Origin of the sequence: Pseudomonas sp. Irchel 3H3 (assembly GCF_900187635.1) — a bacterium.
Taxonomy (GTDB): domain Bacteria; phylum Pseudomonadota; class Gammaproteobacteria; order Pseudomonadales; family Pseudomonadaceae; genus Aquipseudomonas.
In genome coordinates this window covers 152,370-177,335 of sequence record NZ_FYEC01000008.1, presented here as the reverse complement: position 1 = coordinate 177,335, position 24,966 = coordinate 152,370, and the positions used below count along the sequence as shown (strand labels likewise).

The window sequence follows — 24,966 nt, the reverse complement described above, 5'->3', positions numbered from 1 at the left end:
CTTACCCACGGGATTCACAAGGTGCCGCCTGCTTCAAATGGGCGACAAAGTTGCACGGCCGGTGACGGACATCCAACTGCTCGGCCAGAATTCCATCCCAGCCAGTGCGTACCGCATTGGTGGAGCCCGGCAGGCAGCACACCAGGGTGCCATTGGCCAGGCCGGCCAGCGCGCGGGACTGCACCGTCGAGGTGCCGATGTCCGCCACCGATATCTGGCGAAACAACTCGCCGAAGCCATCGACCTGCTTGTCCAGCAGGCAACTGACGGCTTCCGGGGTGCTGTCGCGTCCGGTGAAGCCAGTCCCGCCGGTAATCAGCACCACTTGCACCACGTCGTCGGCAATCCAGGTGGCTACTTGCGCACGTATTTTGTACAAGTCATCTTTAAGCAGCACCCGTGCAGCGAGGTGATGGCCGGCAGCGCCCAGACGGTCGACAAAGACCTGTCCCGAGGTATCGGTGTCCAGTGTGCGAGTGTCGCTGACAGTCAGCACCGCGATGTTCAGCGGGGCGAAAGGTACATCAGCCTTGGCTTTCATAGGCTCGTCCAGTTGTAGGAGAAACAGCCCGGTGTTATATCACAGCGCCTTGTTTTTTTGCCGCCCCGATGGAGTAGCGCCATGCCCTTGAATGTTCAGCTACCACCCTGCTCGATCCTGCTCCTGGCAGGCGGACGCGGCCAGCGCATGGGCGGCCAGGACAAGGGCTTACTCGAGTGGCAGGGCGAACCTTTGATCAGCCATCTGCACCGGCTGACGCGCAGCTTGACCGATGACCTGATCATCTCCTGCAACCGTAACCGGCACCGGTACGCGGCCTACGCCGACCAACTGGTGCACGACGAGATTGCCGACTTCCCTGGACCGTTGGCCGGCATTCGCGCGGGCCTGGCGGCGGCACGGCACGCCCATCTGCTGGTGCTGCCGTGCGATGTGCCGCGCATTGATGCCCAGCTTGTGCACGACATGCGCGCAGCCGCCAGCCAGCACCCGGCCACCCCCTTGATGCTGCGCCAGGGTGAACATTGGCAACCGTTGTTATGCGTGATCCCGGTAGCGCTTGCGCAGGCGTTTGAAAGCGCCTGGAATACCGGTGAGCGCAGTCCTGGGCGTATCATGCGTAATCTGGGTGCTTTGGCCATGCAGTGCCCGGACCATGATCAGCGCCTGGCCAACCTCAATACGCCCGAGCTGTTAAGCCTGCACGCCAGCGTGTCAGAATGACGGCGCCAAGGAACTTGCCGGCGTGTCACACGTCTCAAGTCCAGTACTTAAAAGAATTCATTTGCGGAGACATCTCATGACTCAACGGACCCTCGCTACTTTCATGCTTGCTCTGGGCCTGGCCACCCTTGCTGGTTGCTCCTCGCCTGCAGTCATCACCTTGAATGACGGTCGCGAAATCCAGTCTGTCGATAGCCCTAGATTCGATTCCGAGTCGGGTTTCTACGAGTTCGAACAACTGGACGGCAAGCAGACCCGCATCAACAAGGATCAGGTTCGCACCGTTAAAGAGCTGTAACCCTCGGCCTCTACGGCTGCACGACAATGCCCGCCCTGCGCGGGCGTTGTCGTATCTGGGAGACGGAAAAACCTGTTGTGCAATTCCTATGGCGAAGACTCACCAGGCCAGTCTGATCCGGCTTTCGAAAACCCGCTCTACACCGCTCAGCGGATCGCTGAAGCGCAACCCCCTGGCCAACAGCTTCAGCGGATTGGCGTAGTCGTCCTCGACATCCTTCAGTACCTGCGGATAGAACGGGTCATTGCAGATGCTCGCCCCCAGCGCAGTCATGTGCACCCGTAACTGGTGCTTCTTCCCGGTCACCGGGGACAAGCCGTACCGCCAGAGGTCGCCATTCTTTTCCAGGACCTGCACCGCCGTTTCGGTGTTACTCACCCCCGGGCCTTCCTGCATGCGAAAGAAGGGTTCGCCATCCACCAGCCGGCTTTTGTGGACCAAGGGAAATGCCAGCTGGGGCAACGCCTGGGCAATGGCTTCGTAGTATTTGTCGATCTTGCGGGTTGGAAACAGCGACTGATACGCCGAACGGCTTTGCGGATTGGCGGAAAACAGCACCAGCCCGGCGGTGTGCCGATCGATGCGATGCAACGGCACCAGATGGGGATTGTCCAGGCGGCGAATCAAGCGGCGCAGCAGGGTCTGCTCGACATATTCACCCGCTGGCGTCACTGGTAGAAAATGCGGTTTGTCCGCCACGATCAGGTGCTCGTCGGCATACAGGATCGTTTCCAGAACCGGGATGACCTTTTCGTCCGGCACTTCGCGAAAGTAATGGATCCGCAAGCCTTCCTTGTAGGCCAGGTCCAGGGTAATCGCCTGGCCCTGGGCATCGAGGACGCGACCACGGGCGATCCGGTCCAGCCACTGTTCGCGCCCAATGGCACTGAAGTGTTCGCACAGGCAGTCAAGCACGGTGACCCAGGAACCCGGTGGCAGGTACAGCGTGCTGGCCTGGCTCTGGGCGGCGGAAAATGATGAAGTGGACATACACAGGCTCTTGCGGTTAATGCAGACGAGCATTATCCAGCAACAGCTGGAGCCCACCTAGGGAAGATTCCGTGCCGCCGTGGTTCAGGCCCCACAGGTGGCCATTGATTCGCGCAAGGCCGCAGCCTCGGTGAACTCTTTCAACCAGCGCAATACCTCCACCGCTTCCCAGCGCCCGGGATCATAAAGCGCGTAGAGCAAACCCTGATAACCCACCACATCCAGTTGCCGGTGATACCCGGCGCGCTGGAACAAGGCTTCGATTTCCGCAAAGCAGGTATTGAAGTGCAATTTGTTGAATGGGGTCTTCCCTTCCGTCACCAGGCCATCGAGCCGCAACTCCAGAACCGCCTCACGCACCACGTCGGCCGACATCCGGTTCACGCTGGCTTTCAACTGTTCGACATTGACCATGCTGTATCACTCCTGTTTCGTATGCGCCCGCTGATGCCTGACGCTTTATGCAAATGCTTGCTGGACCGCCCTCAGCCACGTCCCACATAGCTGACCACCCAGAGCACTACGCCCCAGATCGGGGCCGGGTCGAGATCGTCGAAAGCAACCGAGGCCACCGAGGGCCGGGCAGCCTTGAGCAGCAGCCCGCCCTTGGGGTCGGCTGCCAGCAAGCGCACGCAGTATTCGTTGTCGCCATCGAGGTGAGCCACCACGTACTGATCCTGAACCGGTCTGATCGAACGATCGACGATCAGGCGATCACCTGGATAAATACCAAAGCCCAGCAAGCTGTCGTCTTCCACCAGCACCGCACGTACCTGGGGCGCGCCCAGGCCGACAATTCGGTCGAGGGAGAAGTTCTGGCCTCGATCCTCGGCGGCACAATGCACGGCGCTGAGGCTCAGCTCATCGGCATCGGGCAAGTGCAGGCGCTGGGTACTGGCGAGCAAGGTGAGGGACATGGCGGCCTCCCGGATAACTGTATGCACATACAGTAACCGAATATCCGGATGGGTGCCAATGCATGTCGCGTGGGACACGACAAACGGAGTGCTTGGTGCTGAACTGGCTCCAGGTATCAGCGCAGGAAGGCGACGACTTGCTCGGCGTCGAAGGGCCAGCCCAGTTCCGCGCCGGTATCGACCCGGCGCAGCACCGGGATCCGCAGGCCATAGGCATCGAACAGTTGCTGGCTATCGGCGATGTCCACCAGCTCTACTAACAGGCCGTGCTCGACCAGCGGCATCAGTTCCGCTTCGGCGAGTTCACACAGGTGGCAGGCAAGGGTGCCGAACAACTGGCATTCAGGGGGCATGACAGACGGACCACGAAAGAATGGGTGTTCATTCTAGGCTGGCCACCAAAAACCGTCGAGCACGGGGCGGCCACCATCAGTCCTGACTGACCGCGCCGATCTTGTGGATCGACAGATCAGCGCCGTAGTACTCCTCTTCCTGGCTCAGGCGCAGTCCGTGCAGGCGCTTGATCACGCCGTATACCAACAGTCCGCCGAGTAGCGCGATGACAATGCCCAACGCGGTGCCGATCAATTGACTGACCAGACTGACGCCACCCAGACCGCCCAATGCTGTCTGGCCGAAAATCCCACAGGCGATGCCGCCCCAGGCCCCGCATAGGCCATGCAGTGGCCAGACACCGAGTACGTCGTCGATCTTCCATTGGTTTTGCGCTGCGATAAAACACCAGACAAACAGGGCGCCGGCAATGGCCCCCGTGACCAACGCACCGACCGGGTGCATCAGGTCGGAGCCTGCACAGATGGCCACCAGCCCGGCCAAGGGACCGTTGTGCAGGAACCCTGGGTCGTTACGTCCGACGATCAGGGCCGCCATGGTGCCGCCGACCATCGCCATCAACGAGTTGACCGCTACCAGGCCACTGACCCCTTGCAGCGTTTGTGCACTCATGACGTTAAAGCCGAACCAGCCAACGATCAGTATCCACGAGCCAAGGGCCAGGAACGGAATGCTCGACGGCGCAAACGCCACCAGTCGCCCCTCGCGGTATCGCCCGTTACGTGGCCCGAGCAGCAGCACTGCCGCCAGGGCCAGCCAGCCGCCCATGGCGTGCACCACCACGGAGCCCGCGAAGTCATGGAAGCTGGCGCCAAACTGTTCCAGCAACCAGGCCTGCAGGCCAAGATTGCCGTTCCAGACCATGCCTTCGAAAAACGGGTAGATAAACGCCACGATCAACGCCGTCGCGCACAGTTGCGGAACGAAGCGCGCCCGCTCGGCGATCCCTCCCGAAATAATCGCTGGAATGGCGGCGGCAAAGGTCAGCAGGAAGAAAAACTTCACCAGGCCATACCCGTGATCGGCGCTGAGCACGGCGGCCGGTTGCAGGAAATTGACCCCGTAGGAAATCCAGTAGCCTATAAAGAAGTAGGCCAGTGTCGAGACCGCAAAGTCGCTGAGGATCTTCGACAGAGCATTGACCTGATTCTTTTGGCGAACCGTACCCACTTCAAGAAAGGCAAAACCGGCATGCATGGCCAGGACCATCACCGCGCCAATCAGGATGAACAGGGTATTGGAGCTATGGACCAGGGTGGCCACTGCACTTTGCACATTTTCCATGGGATTGGCAGACCTTCAAACCGCAAATAGCACCAAAGCAGTTCGTCGAGCCTGTGCGCGCACCAAGTTGATACTTTCCCTGGTCTCAACCCGGTTTGACGGTGAACCGTTTTGGCGCAAAGACTTCAACGCGATCAATCATTGCTTCGATGTTGCCGCGAGTTTCTATTATTTGAGTTAAGGTTTTCGCCAGGCATGCCCGTTTCAGGACAATCGAAGCGCCCGGCGCACCAGGACATAGCAAAAGCTGTACCAGTCATTTGCACTGAACCTTAGTGCAAGGCCCATACTCGAACCTTTGACACGCCACTTATGGAGATCACCATGGCCAGCAAAACAGCAAAGACTGCTCAAGAAATCCTGATGGATGATTTTCAGACTCTGGTCAGCGACACCGAACGTTTGCTCGAGCACACCGCGACCCTGGCTGGCGATCAAGCCGACGAATTGCGTGACCAGATTCATCAGAGCCTGTTGCGTGCCCGTGAAACCCTGCAATTGACCCAGGACTCCCTGACCGAACGCGGCAAGGCCGCCGTGACGGCCACCGAAGACTACGTCCAGGCCAACCCTTGGCAGTCCGTAGGGATCGCCGCCGGTGTCGGCTTCCTGATCGGCCTGCTGGCGACACGGCGCTGATATGGCTATCGGTGAATCCGGCTCGTCCGAGACTGGTACTGGCTCCTCGCCGCGACGCCTGGGCGCCGCTTTTCTGGGATTGCTGCACAGCCACGTAGAGCTGTTCGGCATCGAATTGCAGGAACAGAAAGCCCGTACCGTCAGCCTGTTGCTGTTTGCCGGCCTGGCCCTGGTGTTCGCCCTGCTGTTGCTGGTGGGGATTTCGGCACTGGTGATGATTCTGCTCTGGGACACTTACCGCCTGACCGCGATCATTGGCCTGTGCGTGTTCTATGCGGCCGCCGCGCTGTTTTGCGGGATGCGCCTGAAAGCGGCAATTTTCGATGAGTCCTCGCCATTCCACGCGACCCTCGAAGAGCTGGCCAATGACCGGGAGCGCCTGCTGCCATGAACCTGCCTGAAATCCCCAAGAACAGTACCCGCAAGGAAATGCGCAAGGCCCTGCTGCGCCTGCGCATGGAAATGCATCGCCAGGAAATCCGTCACGAGTCGCAACAATTGTTGCAGCCGCTGCAGCGTGTACGGGGCATGGGCCAGAGCTTCCAAGACGGCCTGGGCATCAAGCATGCGCCGCTGTGGGGAGTGGCAGCGGTTACCCTGCTCGGCTTTCTGACGGGCAAGGGCGCCAAGGGCGGCGGCATACGCAGTGCCACCCGCCTAGTCAGATTGGGCACTACGCTGCTGCCACTGATTCGTATGGTGCTACAGGGCAGCTCACGCAAGGACTGATCGACACATCATGTCAGCCCGACCGAAGCTCTTGCCCGAGAGCTTCGGTCGGGCTTGCAGCCTGGCGCTTGAACCGGGAAGCTAGCGCATCAGTTCCCTGACGGAGAGATCAGCCTTGGATTGGCAGACCCTGCTTAACCGTGAACGCCTCGGCAAACCTGTGCACAGTCCGGAAGAACTTGGCCGCAGCCCTTTCCACAAGGATCATGACCGGGTGATTTTCTCCGGGGCCTTCCGTCGCCTGGGCCGCAAGACCCAGGTCCACCCGGTTCACAGCAACGATCACATCCACACGCGCCTGACCCATTCGCTGGAAGTCAGCTGCGTGGGGCGTTCGCTGGGCATGCGCGTCGGTGAAACCATCCGCAGTGCCCTACCCGACTGGTGCGAGCCCAGTGACTTGGGGATGGTGGTGCAATCGGCCTGTCTGGCTCATGACATTGGCAATCCACCCTTTGGCCACTCCGGCGAAGACGCCATTCGCTACTGGTTCCAGCAAGCCGCGAACAAAGGCTGGCTGGATGCAATGAGTGAAGTGGAACGTAACGACTTCCTCAACTTCGAGGGCAACGCGCAAGGTTTCCGGGTACTGACTCAACTGGAGTATCACCAGTTCGATGGCGGCACCCGACTGACCTACGCCACCCTTGGCACCTACCTCAAGTACCCCTGGACCGCACGACACGCCGACTCACTGGGCTACAAGAAACACAAGTTCGGCTGTTATCAGAGCGAACTGCCCCTGCTCGAACAAATTGCCCAGAAGCTCGGTCTGCCGCAACTGGAGGAACAACGCTGGGCCCGCCATCCCCTGGTCTACCTGATGGAGGCTGCGGATGACATTTGCTACGCCTTGATCGACCTGGAAGACGGCCTGGAAATGGAGCTGCTGGAATATGCCGAGGTCGAATCGCTGTTGCTCGGACTGGTGGGCGATGACCTGCCGGAAACCTACCGCCAGCTTGGCCCCTCTGACTCACGCCGGCGCAAGCTGGCGATTTTGCGCGGCAAGGCCATTGAACACCTGACCAACGCCGCGGCGCGGGCCTTCGTCGAGCAACAGGACGCCCTGCTGGCGGGCACGCTGCAAGGTGACCTGGTAGAGCACATGCATGGCCCGGCCAAACGTTGCGTATTGAATGCCAAGGACATGGCCCGCAAGAAAATCTTCCAGGATAAACGCAAGACCCTGCATGAAATCGGCGCCTACACCACGCTGGAAATACTCTTGAACGGCTTCTGTGGCGCGGCGCTGGAGCAACACGGCGGCGGTACGGCCTCATTCAAGAACCGTCGCATTCTCGATCTGCTAGGTAATAACGCACCCGATCCACACGGTCCGCTACATGCCTCGTTTCTACGCATGATCGACTTCATAGCCGGCATGACCGACAGCTATGCCAGCGAAATGGCCATGGAGATGACCGGACGCTCCAGCCGACCGTGACCCATGCACCCGTCGCGCCACCTCTTTGGGCCGCGACGGGTGATTACAGTCCTCGGCGCCTCCCAGGAATCATCCTACGGTTAGCGTCGAATTGAATGACGACGAGAGTATCGGTACACATACAACTTCGCTTCTATGCTGAACACTATGATCAAAAATCAATACAGCGGTAGATATCCAGCAACAGAAAAAAGATAATCCATCTCCTATTAAAGCTAACGCCGACACTCCCAAGGCCAATCTCTCTTCCAGGAAAGCCAAATGTTAACTTACAACTTACGCATCCTGTTGGTTGAAGACCACCCCTTTCAACTCAGGGCAACACTTTGCTTGCTTAACAGTTACGGCTTCACCCAAGTCACTACCGCCGACACTGCCGACAATGCACTACAAAAGATGAATCTGGCACATCAACCTTTTGAACTGCTACTCTGCGACCAATGCCTTCCAGATCTTCCCGGCCTGGAACTGATTGGTATTGCGAGCCTGCAGGGACTAATACAACAAGCCATTCTCCTGAGCAGCCTTGACAGCCGGGAATTAAACACTTTGAAAAAAGCCGCTGATGAACATCGACTACCCTTACTCGGTTATCTGGCAAAGCCGCTGAAAAAAACCGAGTTTATTAACCTGCTGATGTCAGAGCAGCGTAATCGCTGAGCATCGTCACTACTGCCCCCCCCTGAGTCTCCCACCCAATTACAAGCGTCCTTCCCGTTACAACTTACAAGTTTAAACATAGGCTTTCGACAGCAGACTTCCTCCTGATATTCCTTCCTACTGCGTAATCCCTAGCCTTCTCTTATGTAGGACTCGTCCTATATTGCACTCCTGCCCCCCTCGGTTCATACGTCGCTACTGCTATCTGAGCTAAGGTGCTCGCTTTATTTGCGCACGTATGGGACTTGATTATGAACACCGTTTTTATTGTCGACGATCACCCCGTCATTCGTCTCGCCGTTCGTATGTTGCTGGAACATGAAGGTTACAAAGTCGTCGGGGAATCGGATAACGGCGTCGATGCCATGCAAATGGTTCGCGAATGCATGCCTGATCTGATTATTCTCGATATCAGCATCCCAAAACTGGATGGTCTGGAAGTTCTTTCGCGCTTCAACAGCATGAATACGCCCCTGAAAACCCTGGTACTGACCGCACAGAGCCCGGAACTTTTCGCCATTCGCTGCATGCAATCCGGTGCATGCGGGTACGTCTGCAAACAGGAAGACCTGAGCGAGTTGGTAAGCGCCATCAACGCCGTTTTTTCCGGCTATCACTACTTCCCCAGCCAGGCATTGAACCCCTCGCGCAGCAATGACGAACTGAACGCCGAACTCGACTTGTTCCGTTCCGTCAATGACCGCGAACTGATGGTCCTGCAATTGTTTGCCCAAGGCCGCAGCAACAAGGAAATTGCCAAAGGGATGTTTCTCAGCAACAAGACTGTCAGCACCTACAAAAAAAGGCTCATGCAAAAGCTCAAGGCACAATCTCTGGTGGAACTCATCGAAATGGCAAAACGCAACGCTTTAGTGTGAGAGACAGGATGCCCAGTTCTTTAAAGGACTATTTGTTGTATTTAAGTGTCGGACTTTGCCTGAGTGCCTCTGCCTGCATGGCAGACCCAGAAATCGGTAATTACTCACTGCTCAGTCGCTCGACGACCAAACCCATGGACGTTGAGCTGGATCTATCACAGCGCCAGTGGGTACAAGACCGACCCGGACTGGTCCTGGGGACTTCGGCACCCGACTATCCACCATTCGACCTGACAATCCGGGGCCAGGACTATGAAGGATTCACCGCAGATTACGCGGGTATCATCGGCAACACCCTGGGCCTGCCTATCCAGATCCGGCGCTACCCTTCCCGAGAAGCCGCCATCCAGGCACTGGAAAACGGCGATGTAGACCTGCTGGGCACGGCCAACGGCTATGAAGCCAGGAAATCGAACATCGCGCTGTCGATCCCCTACGCCATAGACCAACCGGTCCTGGTCACCCGGGAGACCGAAACCCGCTCGCTGACCGAGGGCCTGGCCGGCATGCGCTTGAGCATGGTCTACCACTACCTGCCTCTGGAAGAGGTAACGGCCCTGTACCCCAACGCCATCATTACACCCTACCCGTCCTTTCAGAATGCGATCAATGCCGTGGCCTTCGATCAGGCTGACGTGTTTCTGGGCGATACAATTTCCACTCACTTCACGATCAACAAGGGCTATCTGAAAAACGTCAGGATGGCCAACTTCGGTAAACACGAGGCCTATGGTTTCAGCTTTGCCGTCAAGCAGGACAACCAGGAGTTGTTGAACCTCATCAACACGGTCCTGGCAAGGGTGCCGGCCCGTGAGCGAGAAGACATCGCCAAACGCTGGAGCGCCGGCAGTGACATCCTGCTGACTGACCGCAAACTGCAGTTGAGCAATCGTGAAGAACGCTGGCTGGCGCAACATCCAGTGGTGCGAGTGGCCGTCAACGATGGTTTTGCACCGCTGACCTTCTTTGATTCCGATGGCAACCTGCGGGGGATCACCGCCGACCTGCTGGAGCTCATCAGGTTGCGCACCGGATTGCGTTTCGAGCTTCATCGCAGCCCAAGCGAACGCGCCATGCTCAACCTGATTGAGGAGGACCGCGTCGACCTGATTGCCGCCATTGCCCCCAGTGTCGAGCGCGAGACACGCCTGAGCTTCACCCGCCCCTACCTGGAAAGCTCCTATGTACTGCTGAGCAGCAAGAGCCCCGGCAGCCCGACGGATCTCGAGCAACTGCGTGGCAAGAGCCTGGCAATCACCGAAAACAATCCATTGCGTGATTACCTGCAACGCGAACACCCGGGTATCCACCTGGTGCAAACGCAGGACGCCTTCAGCGCCGTGGAGTTGCTTGCCAAGGGCCAGGTCCAGGGCGCGGTTGAATCCCTGATCATCGCCAACTACTTCATCGCCGCGCAGTTGTTCGAGGACCAACTACAGATCAGCGCAACGGTCGGCACACAGCAAGCCGCAGTTTCCCTGGCCACCGCCCGTGGTGCGATTGAGTTGAGTACTATCCTCGACAAGGCCCTGCTGAGTATCGCCCCGGACGAACTGGGGATCATCAACAGCCGCTGGCGTGGCTACATGGGTCCGGCCAGTGGCACCTGGCGCAACTACCAGCGCCAGCTATACCAACTGGTGATCGGCAGCAGCCTGGTACTGCTCATGCTCCTGGCCTGGAACGCCCACATGCGTCGCCAGATCAAACAGCGGCAAAAGGTTGAGCGCGCCCTCAATGACCAGCTCGAGTTCATGCACACGCTGGTCAATGGCACGCCCCACCCCATCTACGTGCGCGACCGCCAGGGGGTGCTGAAAAGTTGCAATGACAGCTATCTGGAAACCTTCTGCGCCAAACGCGAGGAGGTGATCGGCAAAACCGTCATGCAAGGCTCCATGAGCAACGCCTTTGAAGCCGGGGAATACCAGGCGGACTATCAGCGAGTGATGGCCGAGGGCGTGCCGATGCTGCTCGATCGCACCCTGCACATCGGCAGCACAAAACTGACGATCTATCACTGGATCCTGCCCTATCGGGATTCCACGGGAGAGGTCCAGGGAATTATCGGCGGCTGGATCGACATCAGCGACAGACGCCAGCTGTTTGATGATCTCAGGTCCGCCAAAGAGCGCGCCGATGAAGCAAACCGCGCCAAGAGCACCTTCCTGGCCACCATGAGCCATGAAATCCGTACGCCGATGAACGCCGTGATCGGTATGCTCGAACTGACCCTCGAACGCGATGAACATAGCCTGCAGGATCGTCCCGCCATTGAAGTGGCCTATAACTCGGCCAAGGACCTGCTGGAGCTCATCGGTGACATTCTCGACATTGCCCGAATCGAATCCGGCCGCCTGAGCCTGGCGCCCGAACGGGTCAATCTCGGCGTCACCCTGGAAGCGGTGATACGGGTCTTTGACGGACTCGCGCGGCAGAAGAAACTGACGCTGAGCCTCGACTTTCCCGACGCGACGGCGCAGCCGGATGTGCTGACCGACCCTCTGCGCCTGAAACAGATTCTGTCCAACCTGATCAGCAATGCCATCAAGTTTACTGAGCAGGGAAAAGTCAGCATCAAGGTCCGGTTGGTGACGGTCGAGGGCGCCGACCAGCAGCAGATGGTCATGTACATCACCGATACGGGGGTCGGCATCAGTGCGGACGACCAGCGCCTGTTGTTCGAACCCTTCGCCCAGGCGCAGAACACCGGCCAAATGGCCAGGAGCGGAGCCGGCCTGGGTCTGGTGATCTGCCGCAGCCTGTGCGAAATGATGGGCGGCGACCTGCAACTGAGCAGCCAACCGGGAGTCGGCACCGAGATCCGGGTTGACCTGCCCATGACGCCGCTGCCAGGCGCCACTGTGCAGGAGCCACTGCCGGCGCTGGTCGCACCTGGCCAGACCTGCTTGAACGTGCTGGTGGTCGACGATCATCCGGCAAATCGGCTGCTGATGAGCCAGCAACTGGGGTTCCTGGGGCATCGTTGGGTCACGGCGAACGACGGTGCGCAAGGATTGGCGGCCTGGCAAGAGGGTCATTTCGACCTGGTGATCGCCGACTGCAACATGCCGGTGATGAATGGCTACGAACTGGCGCGGGCCATCCGCAGGATCGAACACGATGAACAACGCCCACCGTGTACGGTGCTCGGCTTTACTGCCAACGCCCAGCCAGAGGAAAAACCTCGATGTCGCCAGGCCGGAATGAACGATTGCCTGTTCAAGCCCATCAGCCTGGCGACACTCAGCCAATGCCTGGAGACCCTGCGTCCTCTCACCGAGGAACCGGCCTTCAGCCTGCAGAGCCTGCAAGCACTGACCGGTGGCGACCCCTTACTGGTGCAGCGCCTGCTCACCGAGTTGCTCAACAGCAACCGCCTCGATCGCCAAGAACTGCTCGACTTGTCGCCGGCCAGCGGGCGCGAGGGATTCATCGATATCGCCCACAAAATCAAAGGCGCGGCCCGCATCGTCCAGGCCACCAGACTGATGGACAGCTGTGAGGCACTTGAGCGGATGTGCCACGAAGCGTTCACCGAGGCCAGGCTGGCGACCTGCACCGAGGCGATACAGCAGGCCATGCTGGAACTGGAGCAGGCACTGCAACGAGAGATTGCTCAATCTTCGACCTGACATCTCCCGGGCCACAGTTTGAACCCTGCTGGCCCTGGCGCTCGGACAGCCTCAAGGATTCACAGCAGACCGTTGTGCCATTAACTATGCTTGTTGGCTGAGCCGTGCGTATCGACTATGGAGAGCCTGCAATGCCCAGCCCACCGCGCCCGGACAAACGCCGATTGCCGCTGCACGTGCATATCAGCGTGATGTTCACCCTGTTGCTGCTGTTCACGGGCGTTGTGCTGGGTATTTTCAATTATCGACAAACCACCGAGATCATCCTCTCCAGCAGTGAGAAGCTGTTCGAACGCATAGACCAGGACGTGCGCAGGGACCTGCAAACCACCTACCAGCCCATTCGACGATTGCTCAGCCTGTTGGCAGAAAGCGCCGCGATCCAGGGAACAGACCTGGCGCACCGGCTGCCCCTGCTCAAACCCTTCAGCCAATCCCTCAGGGACAATACCGAGCTGGCATCGCTGTACGTCGGTTATGCCGATGGCGATTTTTTCATGGTCCGTCCATTACGCAGCGATGCCCTGAAAAAAACCCTGCAGGCACCTGATGCAGCCGCCTTTCAGGTCTGGAGCATCGATCGTGACAGCCTCACCGGGCAAACCCGCTCACAATCACTGTTCTATGACGCGACACTGAACCAGATCGGGCGCCTGGATAATCCGCAGGAGGCCTATGACCCTCGCACCCGGGCCTGGTTCGACCGGGCCAACAGCAGCGAAGAACAGATCACCACTGAACCCTACATCTTCTTTTCGACCCACAACATCGGCACGACGCTCGCCCGCCACAGCGGCCCCAATGCCGTGGTGGGCGCCGACCTGACCCTGGCCCAGCTGTCCGCCACCCTGGCCAAGCACCAGGTAACACCCGGCACCGAAGTCGTGCTGTTCGATGGCGACGGCAATGCCGTCGCCTACCCCGACAGCCGCAAGCTGATCATCGATGATCAAAAGGCCCACCTGGCCAAGGTCAAGGACTTGAGCCCGGCCCTGGCAGCCCTGTTTATGCACCCGGCCAGTGGCAATCGCCTGGAGGTCGGCAACCGCCAATGGATCTTTGCTCGCAGCAGCATCCAGGAAGGTGGCCCGCGGGGACTGAACCTGGCAGTGATGGTTCCCGAAGAGGAGTTGCTGGTCGATGCCTATCGAATGCGCTGGCAGGGCGCCCTACTGACCCTGGCCATCTTGTTACTGTGTGTGCCACTGGGCTGGCTGACCTCGCGTATCCTGGTCAAGCCATTACGGGCTCTGGTGCAGGAAGCCGACGCGATTCGCAGTTTTGATTTCAACTACCCGGTTGCACGCCGCTCGCCGGTGCTGGAAGTCGACCAACTCAGCGTCTCCATGGCGCGCATGAAAGCGACCCTGGCCAGCTTCTTTGAAATCACCGACAGCCTATCGGCGGAAACCCGCTTCGAGCCGCTGCTGCTTCGAGTCCTGGCGGAAACCGTGAAGATAGGCCAGGCCCAGGCGGGACTGATATACCTGCGGGAAAATGAAGGCAACCGCCTCCAGCCCCATGGCTTGTTCATCGAGGGTGAATCACGCGACCTTTCGGCATTCAACGTCAAGAGTCATGATCCTGACGACACGCAGGCCCCTGCCTGGCTGCACCCACTGGCGAGCCAGAACGCCCTGGTGACGACTCTGGGATTCGAGCAGGCAGGCGATCTGCAAAGTGTAATGCTGGCGCTGCAGTGCCCCAGCGTGCACCTGATCGGCATTCGCCTGCACAATCGCCATAACGAAACCGTCGGCGTGCTGATCCTGTTGCTGGCCGACAGCGGTGCGCAAGCGGACCTCGAAAAGCTGCGCCCTGACCGGATCGCCTTTATCCAGGCGGTCTCCGGCGCTGCGGCCGTGAGCATCGAAAGCCAGCGCCTGCAGCACAAGCAAAAACAGCTGCTGGACGCCTTCATTCAGTTGTTGGCAGGAGCGATCGATGCCAAGAGTCCCTATACCGGCGGCCACTGCCAGCGGGTACCCGCCCTGACCCTGATGCTCGCCCAGGCCGCCGCCGCCAGCCGGGCCCCGGAATTCGAACGCTACAACCCCACCGACGATGAATGGGAAGCGCTGCACATTGCCGCCTGGTTGCACGACTGTGGAAAAGTCACCACACCTGAATACGTGGTCGACAAAGCCACCAAGCTTGAGACCCTCACCGACCGCCTGCATGAAATCCGCACCCGCTTCGAAGTACTCAAGCGCGATGCCTGGATCGACTACTGGCAAGGGCTCGCCCAAGGTGGCGACGGGCAGACACTGGCTGTAACGCGCGACGCCAGCCTCGCCGCCCTCGACGACGACTTTGCCTTTGTCGCCCGCAGTAACCTGGGGGGCGAGGCCATGGTCGAAGGCGACCTGCAACGGCTGCACAACATTGCCCAACGCACCTGGACCCGCACGCTGGATGACCGGCTGGGGCTGTCCTGGGAGGAGAACCGCCGCCAGGCTCGCACCCCGACTCCCGTGCTGCCGGTCAGCGAGCCGCTGCTGGCGGATAAGCCCGAACACCTGTTCGAACGCAACAGTGCAGAGCTAATGCCCGCGGACAATCCCTGGGGCTTCAAACTCGACGTTCCGCCGCACAAATACAACCGTGGCGAGCTGTACAACCTGAGCATCACCCGCGGCACGCTGACCTGCGAGGAGCGCTACATCATCAACCATCACATGGTGCAGACGATCCTGATGCTCAGCCACCTGCCCTTCCCCGGGCACTTAAGCAACGTCATGGAAATTGCCGCCGGGCATCACGAAAAAATGGACGGCACCGGCTATCCGAGACGACTCACACGGGAACAGATGAGCCTGCCGGCGCGGATGATGGCGATTGCCGATATTTTCGAAGCGCTGACTGCCGCAGACCGCCCCTACAAGAAGGCCAAGACCCTCAGTGAGGCTCTCGGCATCATGGCGTTCATGTGCCGTGATGCCCATATCGACCCGCAGCTGTTTGCCCTGTTTATCGAGGAACAGATCTATCAGCAGTACGCCGACAGATACCTCGACCCGGTACAAATCGATGCCGTGGACCGACAAAGCCTGCTCGCCAAAGCAGGCCTGGTTAGCTGATCAGCAGTCGGTCAGGCGCAGGAAGATCGCGGCCAGTTGCTCGATACCGGCCTGGTCAGCGACGCTGAAGCGCGCCAGTGACGGGCTATCCAGGTCCAGCACGCCGATCAGTCGACCGTCCTTGACCAGTGGCACCACCAACTCACTGTTCGAAGCGCTGTCACAGGCAATATGCCCGGCGAACGCATGCACATCCTCCACGCGCTGGGTGGTCAGCGTGGCCGCTGCAGCGCCACAAACACCGCGACCAAAGGGGATCCGCACGCAGGCTATCTGGCCCTGGAACGGCCCGAGCACCAACTCTTCATTGCGATTCAGGTAGAAGCCGGCCCAGTTCAGGTCATCGAGTTGATTGAACAGGAACGCCGAGAACTGCGCGGCATTGGCAATAAAATCTCGCTCATCGGCCAGCAACGACTCCAGCTGTGCGCACAGCAGGCCATAACCCTCCAGGCCTGCGCCGCTGTTTTGCAAATCAATCATGCCTGCTGCTCCAACAGTTTGAGCCCGACCCAATAGCGGGCGAACTGATAGGCGCATCGCCCGTTGCGGTTACCACGGCCAGTAGCCCAGCGCACCGCGAGGATTTCCAGCTCTTCATCCCGTTGCCAGGCCAGGCCGGCCTTGGTGGCCAACTCGCCGACCCAGTGTTCGACCACGTTGAGGAAGTGCTCCTGGGTAAACGGGTAGAACGACAGCCACAGGCCAAAACGATCCGACAGCGCGATCTTGTCCTCCACCGCCTCACTGGGGTGCAGCTCACCGTCGACCCTTTTCCAGTTCTCGTTATCGCTCTCCTTTTCCGGCACCAGGTGACGCCGGTTGGAGGTGGCATACAACAGGACATTGTCCGGGGCCTGCTCCAGCGAGCCGTCGAGCACACTCTTGAGTACTCGGTAATCGCCCTCGCCCGCCTCGAAGGACAGGTCGTCACAAAACAGCACGAAGCGTTGCGGCAGCTTGGCAACCTGCTCGACCACCCGCGGCAAGTCCGCCAGGTGATCTCGCTCGATCTCGATCAAGCGCAGCCCGCCCTTGGCATGCTCGGCCAACAGCGCGCGCACCAGCGAAGACTTGCCCGTCCCTCGCGAGCCCCAGAGCAGGGCATGGTTGGCAGGCATGCCATCGAGGAACTGGCGTGTATTGCGGCCCAACTGTTCCAATTGCTTGTCGACCCCGATCAGGTCGCTCAGGCGCATATCCAGGCTGACCTCAAGTGGCAGCAGAAAACCGCTGCGTCCCTCACGCTGCCAGCGGGCAGCCAGGCATTGTGTCCAGTCGATGGCACTGCGTGGCGCTGGCAGCAGCGGCTCGATACGAGCCAGAACCGCATCAGCGCGTTCAAGAAAGGCATTCAATCGAGAGTCCACGTCTTCTCCTCAAGGCAGTTCACAGTAATGATGGGCAGACCAACCCGTTCCTGGCGCCAGACACCGTCCCGGGTCGCGAGCCAGAGCGCTGCACGCGTCGGCAAAATCCGGTAACGATCAGCTATGCTTGGCCCAGAAGGGAAACGAAAGTGGCTGCGCACCCAATGGATATCAAGTTCACCAACCGCCTGTCCTACAAGCAAGCCAAGCTCACCGTGCTGGTCGGTTTTGTCCTGGGTATGCTGCTGAGTCTGCTGCAGATAGGCATCGATTATGCCAGCGAAGATGCTTCCATCAACCGGGAAATATTGTCGCTGCTGGAAATCAGCCACAGTCCCGCCTCCCGGATCGCCTACAACATCGACGCCGAACTGGCCCAGGAGTTGACGCTTGGCCTGTTGCGCTCACCTGCGGTGATTGGCGCGCAACTGACCGACAATAACAATACCGTGCTGGCCAATGTCAAACGTGCCCCTTCGGCCAGTACCTACCGAGTGATCAGTGACTTCCTGTTTGGTGCCGATCGCCAGTTCAAGGAGCGGTTGTTCCTCGAACACCTGCCCGATGAATCCCTTGGTACCCTGGCACTGGAAGTCGATACCTACGCCTTCGGCAGCCGTTTCTTGCGTCGGGCCGAAGTCACCCTGCTCAACGGTTTCGCCCGCAGCCTGATCCTCAGCGGCATTCTCCTGGCATTATTTTATGTGATGCTGACCAAGCCGCTGGTACGGGTCATCCGCGAGCTGAGCGAGCGTGACCCGCGCATCGCCGAGCAACCACCGCTGGAATGCCCGGTGCACCATCACAACGATGAAATCGGGGTGCTGGTCAGGGTGGCCAACCAGCAGTTCGAAAGTATGACCACGGAAATCCAGCAGCGGCGCGCCGCCGAAAATCGCCTGACTGACTACCTCGGGCAACTGGAGTCCATCGTTTCGTCGCGCACCGCCGAGCTGAAAGCGATCAATCGGCGCCTGACGGCCTCCAACGAGGAACTGCAGATCGCGCGCCAGACAGCCTTGGACATGGCGCAGGCGCGCTCGGTGTTCCTGGCCAACATGAGCCATGAAATCCGCACGCCCCTCAACGGCCTGCTGGGCATGATCGCCTTGTCCCTCGACAGCCCGTTGAATGCCGAGCAGCGCCAGCAACTGGCGATTGCCCACGACTCCGGCAAAGTGCTGGTAGAACTGCTCAACGATATTCTCGACCTGTCGAAATTCGATGCCGGCCAACTGGAACTCGAACACATTCCCTTCGACCTCGGCTCATTGATCGAAGACACCGCCAACCTGCTCTCGCAGAACGCTGCACCCAGCGTCGAGCTGACCTGCCTGATCGATCCGCAGTTTCCCGCCCAGGTGATTGGCGACCCGACACGGGTTCGGCAAATCGTCAGTAACCTGCTATCCAACGCCCTCAAATTCACTCGTTTCGGCCGGGTCGATGTGCGCCTCTGTACACGGGAGGATGGCGTCAGGATCGAAGTCTGCGACACCGGTATCGGCATCGCCCAGGATGCCCAGGTCAAGATCTTCCAACCCTTTACCCAGGCTGGCGCCGGCATTACCCGTCAGTTCGGCGGCACCGGGCTGGGGCTGGCCCTGACCTTCAACCTGTGCAACGCCATGCAGGGCCGACTGAGCATCAGTTCGGAGTCGGGTTTTGGCAGCCAGTTCTGCGCCGACCTGCCACTGCCAGCGCACACTCGCGCCACACCGCCGGCTCGCCTGCACGGCAAGGTCGTGGCCATCACGTCGGCCAGCAGTGGCCTGGCCGAGCTGTTGCGCAGCCTGTTGCCCGGATGGGGCCTGGATTACCAACAGCGCAGCCTCGATGACTCACTGCACGACCTGGACCCCGATGTACTGATTACTGACTGCCCACCCTGCCTGTTCGAATTGCGCTCGAGGTTCGCCGCACCGATCTTGCTGGTGACCGCCTACGGCAACTTCATGCCCAGCGAAGAAAGCGCCGCCCTTGCTCCTCTGCAGCAACAGGCCCGTCCACTGGCGCGCAATGCGCTGTACCAGACCTTGCGTCGCGCCTTGAACATGGAACACGTTGGGGATAGCCCAACGCCCGATCACTCGCCGTCACCTCCACGCCGGGGGCGAATCCTGTTGGTGGAAGACAACCCGGTCAATCAGCTGGTGGCCAAAGGCATGCTGAGCAAACTGGGCAGCGACGTGATTGTGGTGTCCCACGGCGCCGAGGCGCTCGACCAACTGGAACTCGGCCACTTTGACCTGGTGCTGATGGACTGCAACATGCCGGTCATGGACGGTTATGAAGCCAGCCGGCACATCCGGCGCAGCGGTCGTTGGCCGGACCTGCCGATCGTCGCCTTGACCGCCAATGCCATGCCCGAGGAACGGGAGCGCTGTCGCGCGGCCGGGATGAACGATTACCTGGCCAAGCCCTTTCGCCGCGAAGAACTGGCCGCGCTGCTGGACCTGTGGATACCGCTCAGGAAAGCCCCTTGATCTGCTCCAGCAACTGATCGAGGCCCGCGCGCAATTGCGTCAGTTGCTGCAGGTCGAAGCCGCTGTCGCACAATAATCTGGACTTCAGCGGCCCCACCTGTTCACGCAGGGCAACACCGGCTGGCGACAAGCTCAGGTGCACTTCGCGCTCGTCCCGGGCCGAGCGCTGGCGCTGGACGAACTGCATCTGCTGCAGGCGCTTGAGCAAGGGCGTCAGGGTTCCGGAATCCAGCGCCAGGCGTTCGCCCAACGCCTTGACCGTGGGTTGCTCGGGCGGCTGCTGCTGCCACTCCCATAACACCAGCATCACCAGGTACTGCGGATAGGTCAGGCCCAGGGGCTCGAGCAAGGGCTTGTAGCCCCGGATCACCGCCCTGGAGGCCGCGTACAGCTTGAAACAGAGCTGGTCATCCAGTGCCAGAGAATCAACGGACAGATCATTCATTTGAGCAGTGCTTCAATCTCGCGCGTCAGGTCTTGCGGCTTGGTCGCGGGGGCAAAACGCTTGACCAGCTTGCCGTCCTGACCGATCAGGAATTTGGTGAAGTTCCATTTGATGCCCTGGGACCCCAACACGCCGGGGGCGCGCTTCTTCAACTGGACAAACAGCGGATGGGCGTCGCTGCCATTGACGTCGATCTTTTTGAACAGCGGAAAGCTGACACCGAAATTCAATTCGCAGAACTCAGAGATTGCCCCCTCGTTGCCCGGCTCCTGCTTGCCGAACTGATTGCAGGGAAAACCGAGCACCACCAAGCCTTGATCCTTGTAGGTCTGCCACAACGCTTCCAGTCCCTTGTACTGCGGGGTAAAGCCACATTTGCTGGCTGTGTTGACCACCAGCACCGCCTTGCCGGCGTAATCGGCAAGGGTCTTTTGTTCCCCTTTGATCGTGGTACACGGGATGTCGAGCAGGTTGTCGGTCATGGGACGGGCTCCGAATAATAGGCAGATACAATAAACATAGCGAGCAATTGAATTGTGCGCAACTTAATTGGCCGAAAAACCGACCGGGAGCACCGGCTGGCTAACGGGATTGGCTGCCTGCACCAGACCTTCGCCAGCCAGCCAGCACCTGCCTCAGTCGCGCGGCACCAGGTCCAGGCACACGGAGTTGATGCAGTAACGCAGGCCGGTAGGCGGCGGACCATCCGGGAACACATGCCCCAGGTGCGCCTCACATTTGGCGCAGACCACTTCGGTGCGGATCATGCCGTGGCTGACATCGCGGATCTCAACCATGGCGCTCGCGCCGATCGGCTCGTAGAAACTTGGCCAGCCGCAGCCGGAGTCGAACTTTGCCCGGGAGTCGAACAGCGGCACGTTGCAGCAGATGCAATGATAGACACCCGCGGTCTTCGTCGCGTTGTACTTGCCCGAGAACGGTCGCTCGGTGCCCTTGAGACGGCACACGTTGTACTGCTCTGGATCGAGCATGGCCCGCCATTCTTCCAGGGTTTTCTGGATCTTTTCCATTGTCCTACCTCAGCAACTGAAAAAGCCCGATCTGTACCTTTTCCACGGATCGGGCGGCACGTATGATTGCGCCTCGTCAAACGCCAGTCTGGCAGCCGCGTTACACGCATTCAAACGGATTTTGGTGCACCGCTCCGAGGCGCCGGGCTCGTGTGAGAACGCAGGATTCCCAGTACGGTAGTTCATACAACGTCTGGATCGTTCATTTTCGGGAACACATCGCCATGCAGGTCAGCAAATCGAACAAGCTCGCCAACGTCTGTTATGACATTCGCGGCCCGGTGCTCAAGCACGCCAAACGCCTGGAAGAGGAAGGCCATCGCATCCTCAAGCTGAACATCGGCAACCCGGCGCCCTTTGGTTTCGAAGCGCCTGATGAAATCCTCCAGGACGTTATCCGCAACCTGCCGACCGCCCAGGGCTACAGCGACTCCAAAGGCCTGTTCAGCGCACGCAAGGCCGTCATGCAGTACTACCAGCAGAAGCAGGTCGAAGGTGTCGGTATCGAGGACATCTACCTGGGCAACGGCGTTTCCGAGCTGATCGTGATGTCGATGCAGGCCTTGCTCAACAACGGCGACGAAGTGCTGGTGCCGGCGCCCGATTACCCGCTGTGGACGGCTGCGGTAAGCCTGGCCGGCGGCAACCCGGTGCATTACCTGTGCGACGAACAAGCTGACTGGTTCCCTGACCTGGCAGACATCAAGGCCAAGATCACCCCCAACACCAAAGCCCTGGTGATCATCAACCCGAACAACCCGACCGGCGCGGTGTACTCGCGCGAAGTCCTGCTGGGCATGCTCGAACTGGCGCGCCAGCACAACCTGGTGGTGTTCTCCGACGAGATCTACGACAAGATCCTCTACGACGATGCTGTGCATATCTGCACCGCCTCACTGGCCCCGGACCTGCTGTGCCTGACCTTCAACGGTCTGTCCAAGTCCTACCGGGTGGCGGGTTTCCGTTCCGGCTGGATCGCCATCTCCGGGCCCAAGCAACACGCCCAGAGCTACATCGAAGGCATCGACATGCTGGCCAACATGCGCCTGTGTGCCAACGTGCCGAGCCAGCATGCGATCCAGACGGCACTGGGTGGCTACCAGAGCATCAACGACCTGGTGCTGCCACAGGGCCGGTTGCTGGAACAACGCAACCGCACCTGGGAGCTGCTCAATGACATTCCCGGAGTCAGTTGCGTGAAGCCGATGGGCGCGCTGTACGCCTTCCCGCGGATCGATCCGAAAATCTGCCCGATCCACAATGACGAAAAATTCGTGCTCGACCTGCTGCTCTCGGAAAAACTGCTGGTGGTGCAAGGCACGGCATTCAACTGGCCGTGGCCCGACCATTTCCGTGTCGTGACCCTGCCCCGCCTCGACGACCTGGACATGGCCATCGGCCGGATCGGTAACTTCCTGAAATCCTATCGCCAGTAAATGACCTGTCGCCGAGGCGGGTAGCAACCCGTCCTCGGTGATTGATTCAGCAACATATCCCCCCGCCTTTCGACTACTCTCTGCCCCTTGTGTGCTGGCGCTCGCTCGCTTGTGGCTGCAAGCCAACAATCACGGGCGTTGCGCAGGAAAAAACTGGCCCAATATTGCTTGAAGCAATACCAGAAATGTCCTGCAACCTAGTGGAATCTGGCTGTAGGACACAGTTTGAAATAGTCACCCGGTTGAATAGCCCGGTGCAGCACCTTATATACCCCGCAGTAAGCTACATCTTTAGCATGAGGAGATTTCTACAACCATGATGCGCATCCTGCTGTTTTTGGCCACTAACCTGGCGGTCGTGCTGATTGCCAGCATCACCCTGAGCCTTTTCGGCTTCAACGGGTTCATGGCGGCCAACGGGGTTGATCTCAACCTCAATCAGCTGCTGATTTTCTGTGCGGTCTTTGGTTTCGCCGGTTCCCTGTTCTCGCTGTTCATCTCCAAGTGGATGGCGAAGATGAGCACCAGCACCCAAATCATCAGCCAGCCGCGCACTCGCCATGAACAATGGTTGCTGCAAACCGTTGAGCAACTGTCCCGCGAAGCCGGGATCAAGATGCCCGAAGTCGGTATTTTCCCGGCTTACGAGGCCAACGCGTTTGCCACCGGTTGGAACAAGAACGATGCACTGGTCGCAGTCAGCCAGGGCTTGCTCGAACGTTTCTCGCCGGACGAAGTGAAAGCGGTCCTGGCCCACGAGATCGGCCACGTGGCCAACGGTGACATGGTCACTCTGGCGCTGGTCCAGGGCGTGGTGAACACCTTCGTGATGTTCTTTGCGCGGATCATCGGCAACTTTGTCGACAAGGTGATCTTCAAGAACGAAGAAGGCCAAGGCATCGCCTACTACATCGCGACCATCTTCGCTGAATTGGTCCTGGGCTTCCTGGCCAGCTCGATCGTCATGTGGTTTTCGCGCAAACGTGAGTTCCGTGCGGACGAAGCCGGTGCCCGCCTGGCCGGTACCAGTGCCATGATCGGCGCCCTGCAGCGCCTGCGCTCGGAGCAAGGCCTGCCGGTGCACATGCCGGACACCCTGAATGCCTTCGGCATCAACGGTGGCCTCAAGCAAGGGTTCGCTCGCATGTTCATGAGCCACCCGCCGCTGGAAGAGCGTATCGACGCACTGCGTCGTCGCGGTTGATCCGTCTGGCGTAACAACAAAAAAGGCCCGCAGCGATGCGGGCCTTTTTTATATGTCTTGAGTGGGGAGTTGCTGCCTACGCGCGATGAGACAGGCATAGGCAACTGCGGACTAACGGGGGGAAATCCGGTACACCCGCTCCACAAGCCGTGTCACCCCGGCCCGCAGGAACTTCCAGCTCTCACCCAGCACATCCTGCTCCTGCAGCATGTGCAGGCGCCAGAAGCATCCCCAAGACCGCTGCACCTCATTATCCTCCACAGCAAACGGTGGTCCTGGCAACTGCGCCTGATCGTAATCCAGAGTAATCAGCAACCCCCGCAACTCGGCCGGCAAGATCTGCTGCAGATGCGCGCCATAACGCTCGCGCATTGGTGGCGGCAAGGCGATCAGTGCCGCGCGATCGTACAGCGCAGCACAATCAGCCACATCGCGCGCCGTCAGCGCAAAAAAATCGCCGCACCACAGCTCAATGGCCCCGGCACGATAGACCTTGAACGCGCCCGCATCACTTACCTCTGGCGCTAACTGCTGCTCGCTGAAAAAGTCTTCGACAGCCGTTTGCGAAAGTTCGATCCCGAGCACCTGGTGCCCCTGCCCTGCCAGCCACAGCAGGTCCAGGCTCTTGCCACACAACGGGACTAGCACACGTACCCGCGCAGGGATCGCCAGCTCCGGCCAGTGCCGCTGCAAATACGGATTGACTTGCGGCAGGTGAAAACCGATCTGGTTCGAAGCCCACTTCTTGTGCCAAAACTCCGGCTGCATAAATCACCCTGAAAATTCGATCAATAAGCTCTAAAACTTATATTAGATTTAGATCAATGATCTGACTGAAGATGTAGTCATCTTACCGCT

At 59.5% G+C, this 24,966-nt stretch carries 25 protein-coding genes; 13 read left to right on the top strand and 12 right to left on the bottom strand.

Going from position 1 to position 24,966, the window contains the following annotated elements:
- Position 1 precedes the first annotated feature (1 nt).
- Entirely contained in the window at positions 2-541 is a 540-nt protein-coding gene (gene moaB, locus CKW24_RS12075; protein ID WP_095168171.1) for a molybdenum cofactor biosynthesis protein B, read from the bottom strand.
- An 81-nt stretch (positions 542-622) separates the two neighbouring features.
- On the opposite strand from moaB, the gene mobA reads away from it, so the two are divergent.
- Complete coding sequence (mobA, locus tag CKW24_RS12070; RefSeq protein ID WP_095168169.1) at positions 623-1,225, top strand: molybdenum cofactor guanylyltransferase MobA; 603 nt, start codon at positions 623-625, stop codon at positions 1,223-1,225.
- A 76-nt stretch (positions 1,226-1,301) separates the two neighbouring features.
- Entirely contained in the window at positions 1,302-1,523 is a 222-nt protein-coding gene (locus CKW24_RS12065; RefSeq protein WP_095168167.1) for a YgdI/YgdR family lipoprotein, read from the top strand.
- A 99-nt stretch (positions 1,524-1,622) separates the two neighbouring features.
- Here CKW24_RS12065 and CKW24_RS12060 read toward each other — a convergent pair whose 3' ends face one another.
- The 5 genes from CKW24_RS12060 to CKW24_RS12040 form a co-directional block, all read right to left on the bottom strand.
- On the bottom strand, positions 1,623-2,513 hold the full coding sequence (locus tag CKW24_RS12060; protein ID WP_095168165.1) for a pseudouridine synthase: 891 nt from the start codon (positions 2,511-2,513) through the stop codon (positions 1,623-1,625).
- 84 nt (positions 2,514-2,597) lie between these two features.
- Positions 2,598-2,927, bottom strand: a complete 330-nt coding sequence (locus CKW24_RS12055; protein ID WP_095168163.1) for a transcriptional regulator — start codon at positions 2,925-2,927, stop codon at positions 2,598-2,600.
- Between the two features lie 71 nt (positions 2,928-2,998).
- A complete protein-coding gene (locus CKW24_RS12050; protein ID WP_095168161.1) occupies positions 2,999-3,430 on the bottom strand; it encodes a LexA family transcriptional regulator in 432 nt (143 codons plus the stop codon).
- 116 nt (positions 3,431-3,546) lie between these two features.
- Complete coding sequence (locus CKW24_RS12045; protein ID WP_095168160.1) at positions 3,547-3,783, bottom strand: glutaredoxin family protein; 237 nt, start codon at positions 3,781-3,783, stop codon at positions 3,547-3,549.
- A gap of 76 nt (positions 3,784-3,859) precedes the next feature.
- Positions 3,860-5,068, bottom strand: a complete 1,209-nt coding sequence (locus CKW24_RS12040) for an ammonium transporter (protein ID WP_095168158.1) — start codon at positions 5,066-5,068, stop codon at positions 3,860-3,862.
- Positions 5,069-5,392: 324 nt separating this feature from the next.
- Here CKW24_RS12040 and CKW24_RS12035 point away from each other — a divergent pair, with 324 nt between their 5' ends.
- The 8 genes from CKW24_RS12035 to CKW24_RS12000 all read left to right on the top strand — a co-directional run bounded on the left by CKW24_RS12035 (position 5,393) and on the right by CKW24_RS12000 (position 16,136).
- Positions 5,393-5,707, top strand: a complete 315-nt coding sequence (locus CKW24_RS12035) for a YqjD family protein (RefSeq protein WP_095168156.1) — start codon at positions 5,393-5,395, stop codon at positions 5,705-5,707.
- Between the two features lies 1 nt (position 5,708).
- Entirely contained in the window at positions 5,709-6,098 is a 390-nt protein-coding gene (locus tag CKW24_RS12030) for a phage holin family protein (protein ID WP_095168154.1), read from the top strand.
- A complete protein-coding gene (locus tag CKW24_RS12025) occupies positions 6,095-6,436 on the top strand; it encodes a hypothetical protein (protein WP_095168152.1) in 342 nt (113 codons plus the stop codon). Before CKW24_RS12030 ends, CKW24_RS12025 begins: the two co-directional genes overlap by 4 nt.
- Before the next feature lie 115 nt (positions 6,437-6,551).
- Positions 6,552-7,883, top strand: coding sequence for a deoxyguanosinetriphosphate triphosphohydrolase (locus CKW24_RS12020; RefSeq protein ID WP_095168150.1), 1,332 nt, complete (start codon positions 6,552-6,554; stop codon positions 7,881-7,883).
- 261 nt (positions 7,884-8,144) lie between these two features.
- Entirely contained in the window at positions 8,145-8,543 is a 399-nt protein-coding gene (locus tag CKW24_RS12015; protein WP_095168148.1) for a response regulator, read from the top strand.
- Positions 8,544-8,794: 251 nt separating this feature from the next.
- A complete protein-coding gene (locus CKW24_RS12010; RefSeq protein ID WP_095168147.1) occupies positions 8,795-9,421 on the top strand; it encodes a response regulator transcription factor in 627 nt (208 codons plus the stop codon).
- A gap of 8 nt (positions 9,422-9,429) precedes the next feature.
- Positions 9,430-13,056, top strand: coding sequence for a transporter substrate-binding domain-containing protein (locus CKW24_RS12005; RefSeq protein WP_095168145.1), 3,627 nt, complete (start codon positions 9,430-9,432; stop codon positions 13,054-13,056).
- A 131-nt stretch (positions 13,057-13,187) separates the two neighbouring features.
- Complete coding sequence (locus CKW24_RS12000; RefSeq protein ID WP_095168143.1) at positions 13,188-16,136, top strand: HD domain-containing phosphohydrolase; 2,949 nt, start codon at positions 13,188-13,190, stop codon at positions 16,134-16,136.
- On the opposite strand, the gene CKW24_RS11995 is transcribed toward CKW24_RS12000, so the two are convergent.
- Both CKW24_RS11995 and CKW24_RS11990 read right to left on the bottom strand, forming a co-directional pair.
- Positions 16,137-16,619: a GAF domain-containing protein gene (locus CKW24_RS11995; RefSeq protein WP_095168141.1), complete on the bottom strand. Its 483-nt coding sequence runs from the start codon at positions 16,617-16,619 to the stop codon at positions 16,137-16,139.
- Positions 16,616-17,506, bottom strand: a complete 891-nt coding sequence (locus CKW24_RS11990; RefSeq protein ID WP_095168139.1) for an ATP-binding protein — start codon at positions 17,504-17,506, stop codon at positions 16,616-16,618. Before CKW24_RS11990 ends, CKW24_RS11995 begins: the two co-directional genes overlap by 4 nt.
- Before the next feature lie 164 nt (positions 17,507-17,670).
- Between CKW24_RS11990 and CKW24_RS11985 the strand changes: the two genes are divergently transcribed.
- A complete protein-coding gene (locus CKW24_RS11985) occupies positions 17,671-19,992 on the top strand; it encodes a response regulator (protein ID WP_095168137.1) in 2,322 nt (773 codons plus the stop codon).
- Here CKW24_RS11985 and CKW24_RS11980 read toward each other — a convergent pair.
- The 3 genes from CKW24_RS11980 to msrB form a co-directional block, all read right to left on the bottom strand.
- Positions 19,976-20,437 carry a MarR family winged helix-turn-helix transcriptional regulator gene (locus CKW24_RS11980; protein ID WP_095168135.1) on the bottom strand — a complete coding sequence of 154 codons (462 nt, stop codon included), beginning with the start codon at positions 20,435-20,437 and terminating at the stop codon, positions 19,976-19,978. The genes CKW24_RS11985 and CKW24_RS11980 overlap by 17 nt on opposite strands.
- Positions 20,434-20,919 carry a glutathione peroxidase gene (locus CKW24_RS11975; protein ID WP_095168133.1) on the bottom strand — a complete coding sequence of 162 codons (486 nt, stop codon included), beginning with the start codon at positions 20,917-20,919 and terminating at the stop codon, positions 20,434-20,436. Before CKW24_RS11975 ends, CKW24_RS11980 begins: the two co-directional genes overlap by 4 nt.
- A gap of 153 nt (positions 20,920-21,072) precedes the next feature.
- Positions 21,073-21,468, bottom strand: coding sequence for a peptide-methionine (R)-S-oxide reductase MsrB (gene msrB / locus CKW24_RS11970; RefSeq protein WP_095168131.1), 396 nt, complete (start codon positions 21,466-21,468; stop codon positions 21,073-21,075).
- Positions 21,469-21,692: 224 nt separating this feature from the next.
- Here msrB and CKW24_RS11965 point away from each other — a divergent pair, with 224 nt between their 5' ends.
- Together CKW24_RS11965 and htpX are read left to right on the top strand one after the other, a co-directional pair.
- On the top strand, positions 21,693-22,904 hold the full coding sequence (locus tag CKW24_RS11965) for a pyridoxal phosphate-dependent aminotransferase (protein ID WP_095168129.1): 1,212 nt from the start codon (positions 21,693-21,695) through the stop codon (positions 22,902-22,904).
- Between the two features lie 316 nt (positions 22,905-23,220).
- Positions 23,221-24,108, top strand: a complete 888-nt coding sequence (gene htpX / locus CKW24_RS11960) for a protease HtpX (RefSeq protein ID WP_095168127.1) — start codon at positions 23,221-23,223, stop codon at positions 24,106-24,108.
- A 111-nt stretch (positions 24,109-24,219) separates the two neighbouring features.
- Here the strand turns inward: htpX and CKW24_RS11955 are convergent, their stop codons facing one another.
- On the bottom strand, positions 24,220-24,876 hold the full coding sequence (locus tag CKW24_RS11955) for a thiopurine S-methyltransferase (RefSeq protein ID WP_095168126.1): 657 nt from the start codon (positions 24,874-24,876) through the stop codon (positions 24,220-24,222).
- Positions 24,877-24,966 lie beyond the last annotated feature (90 nt).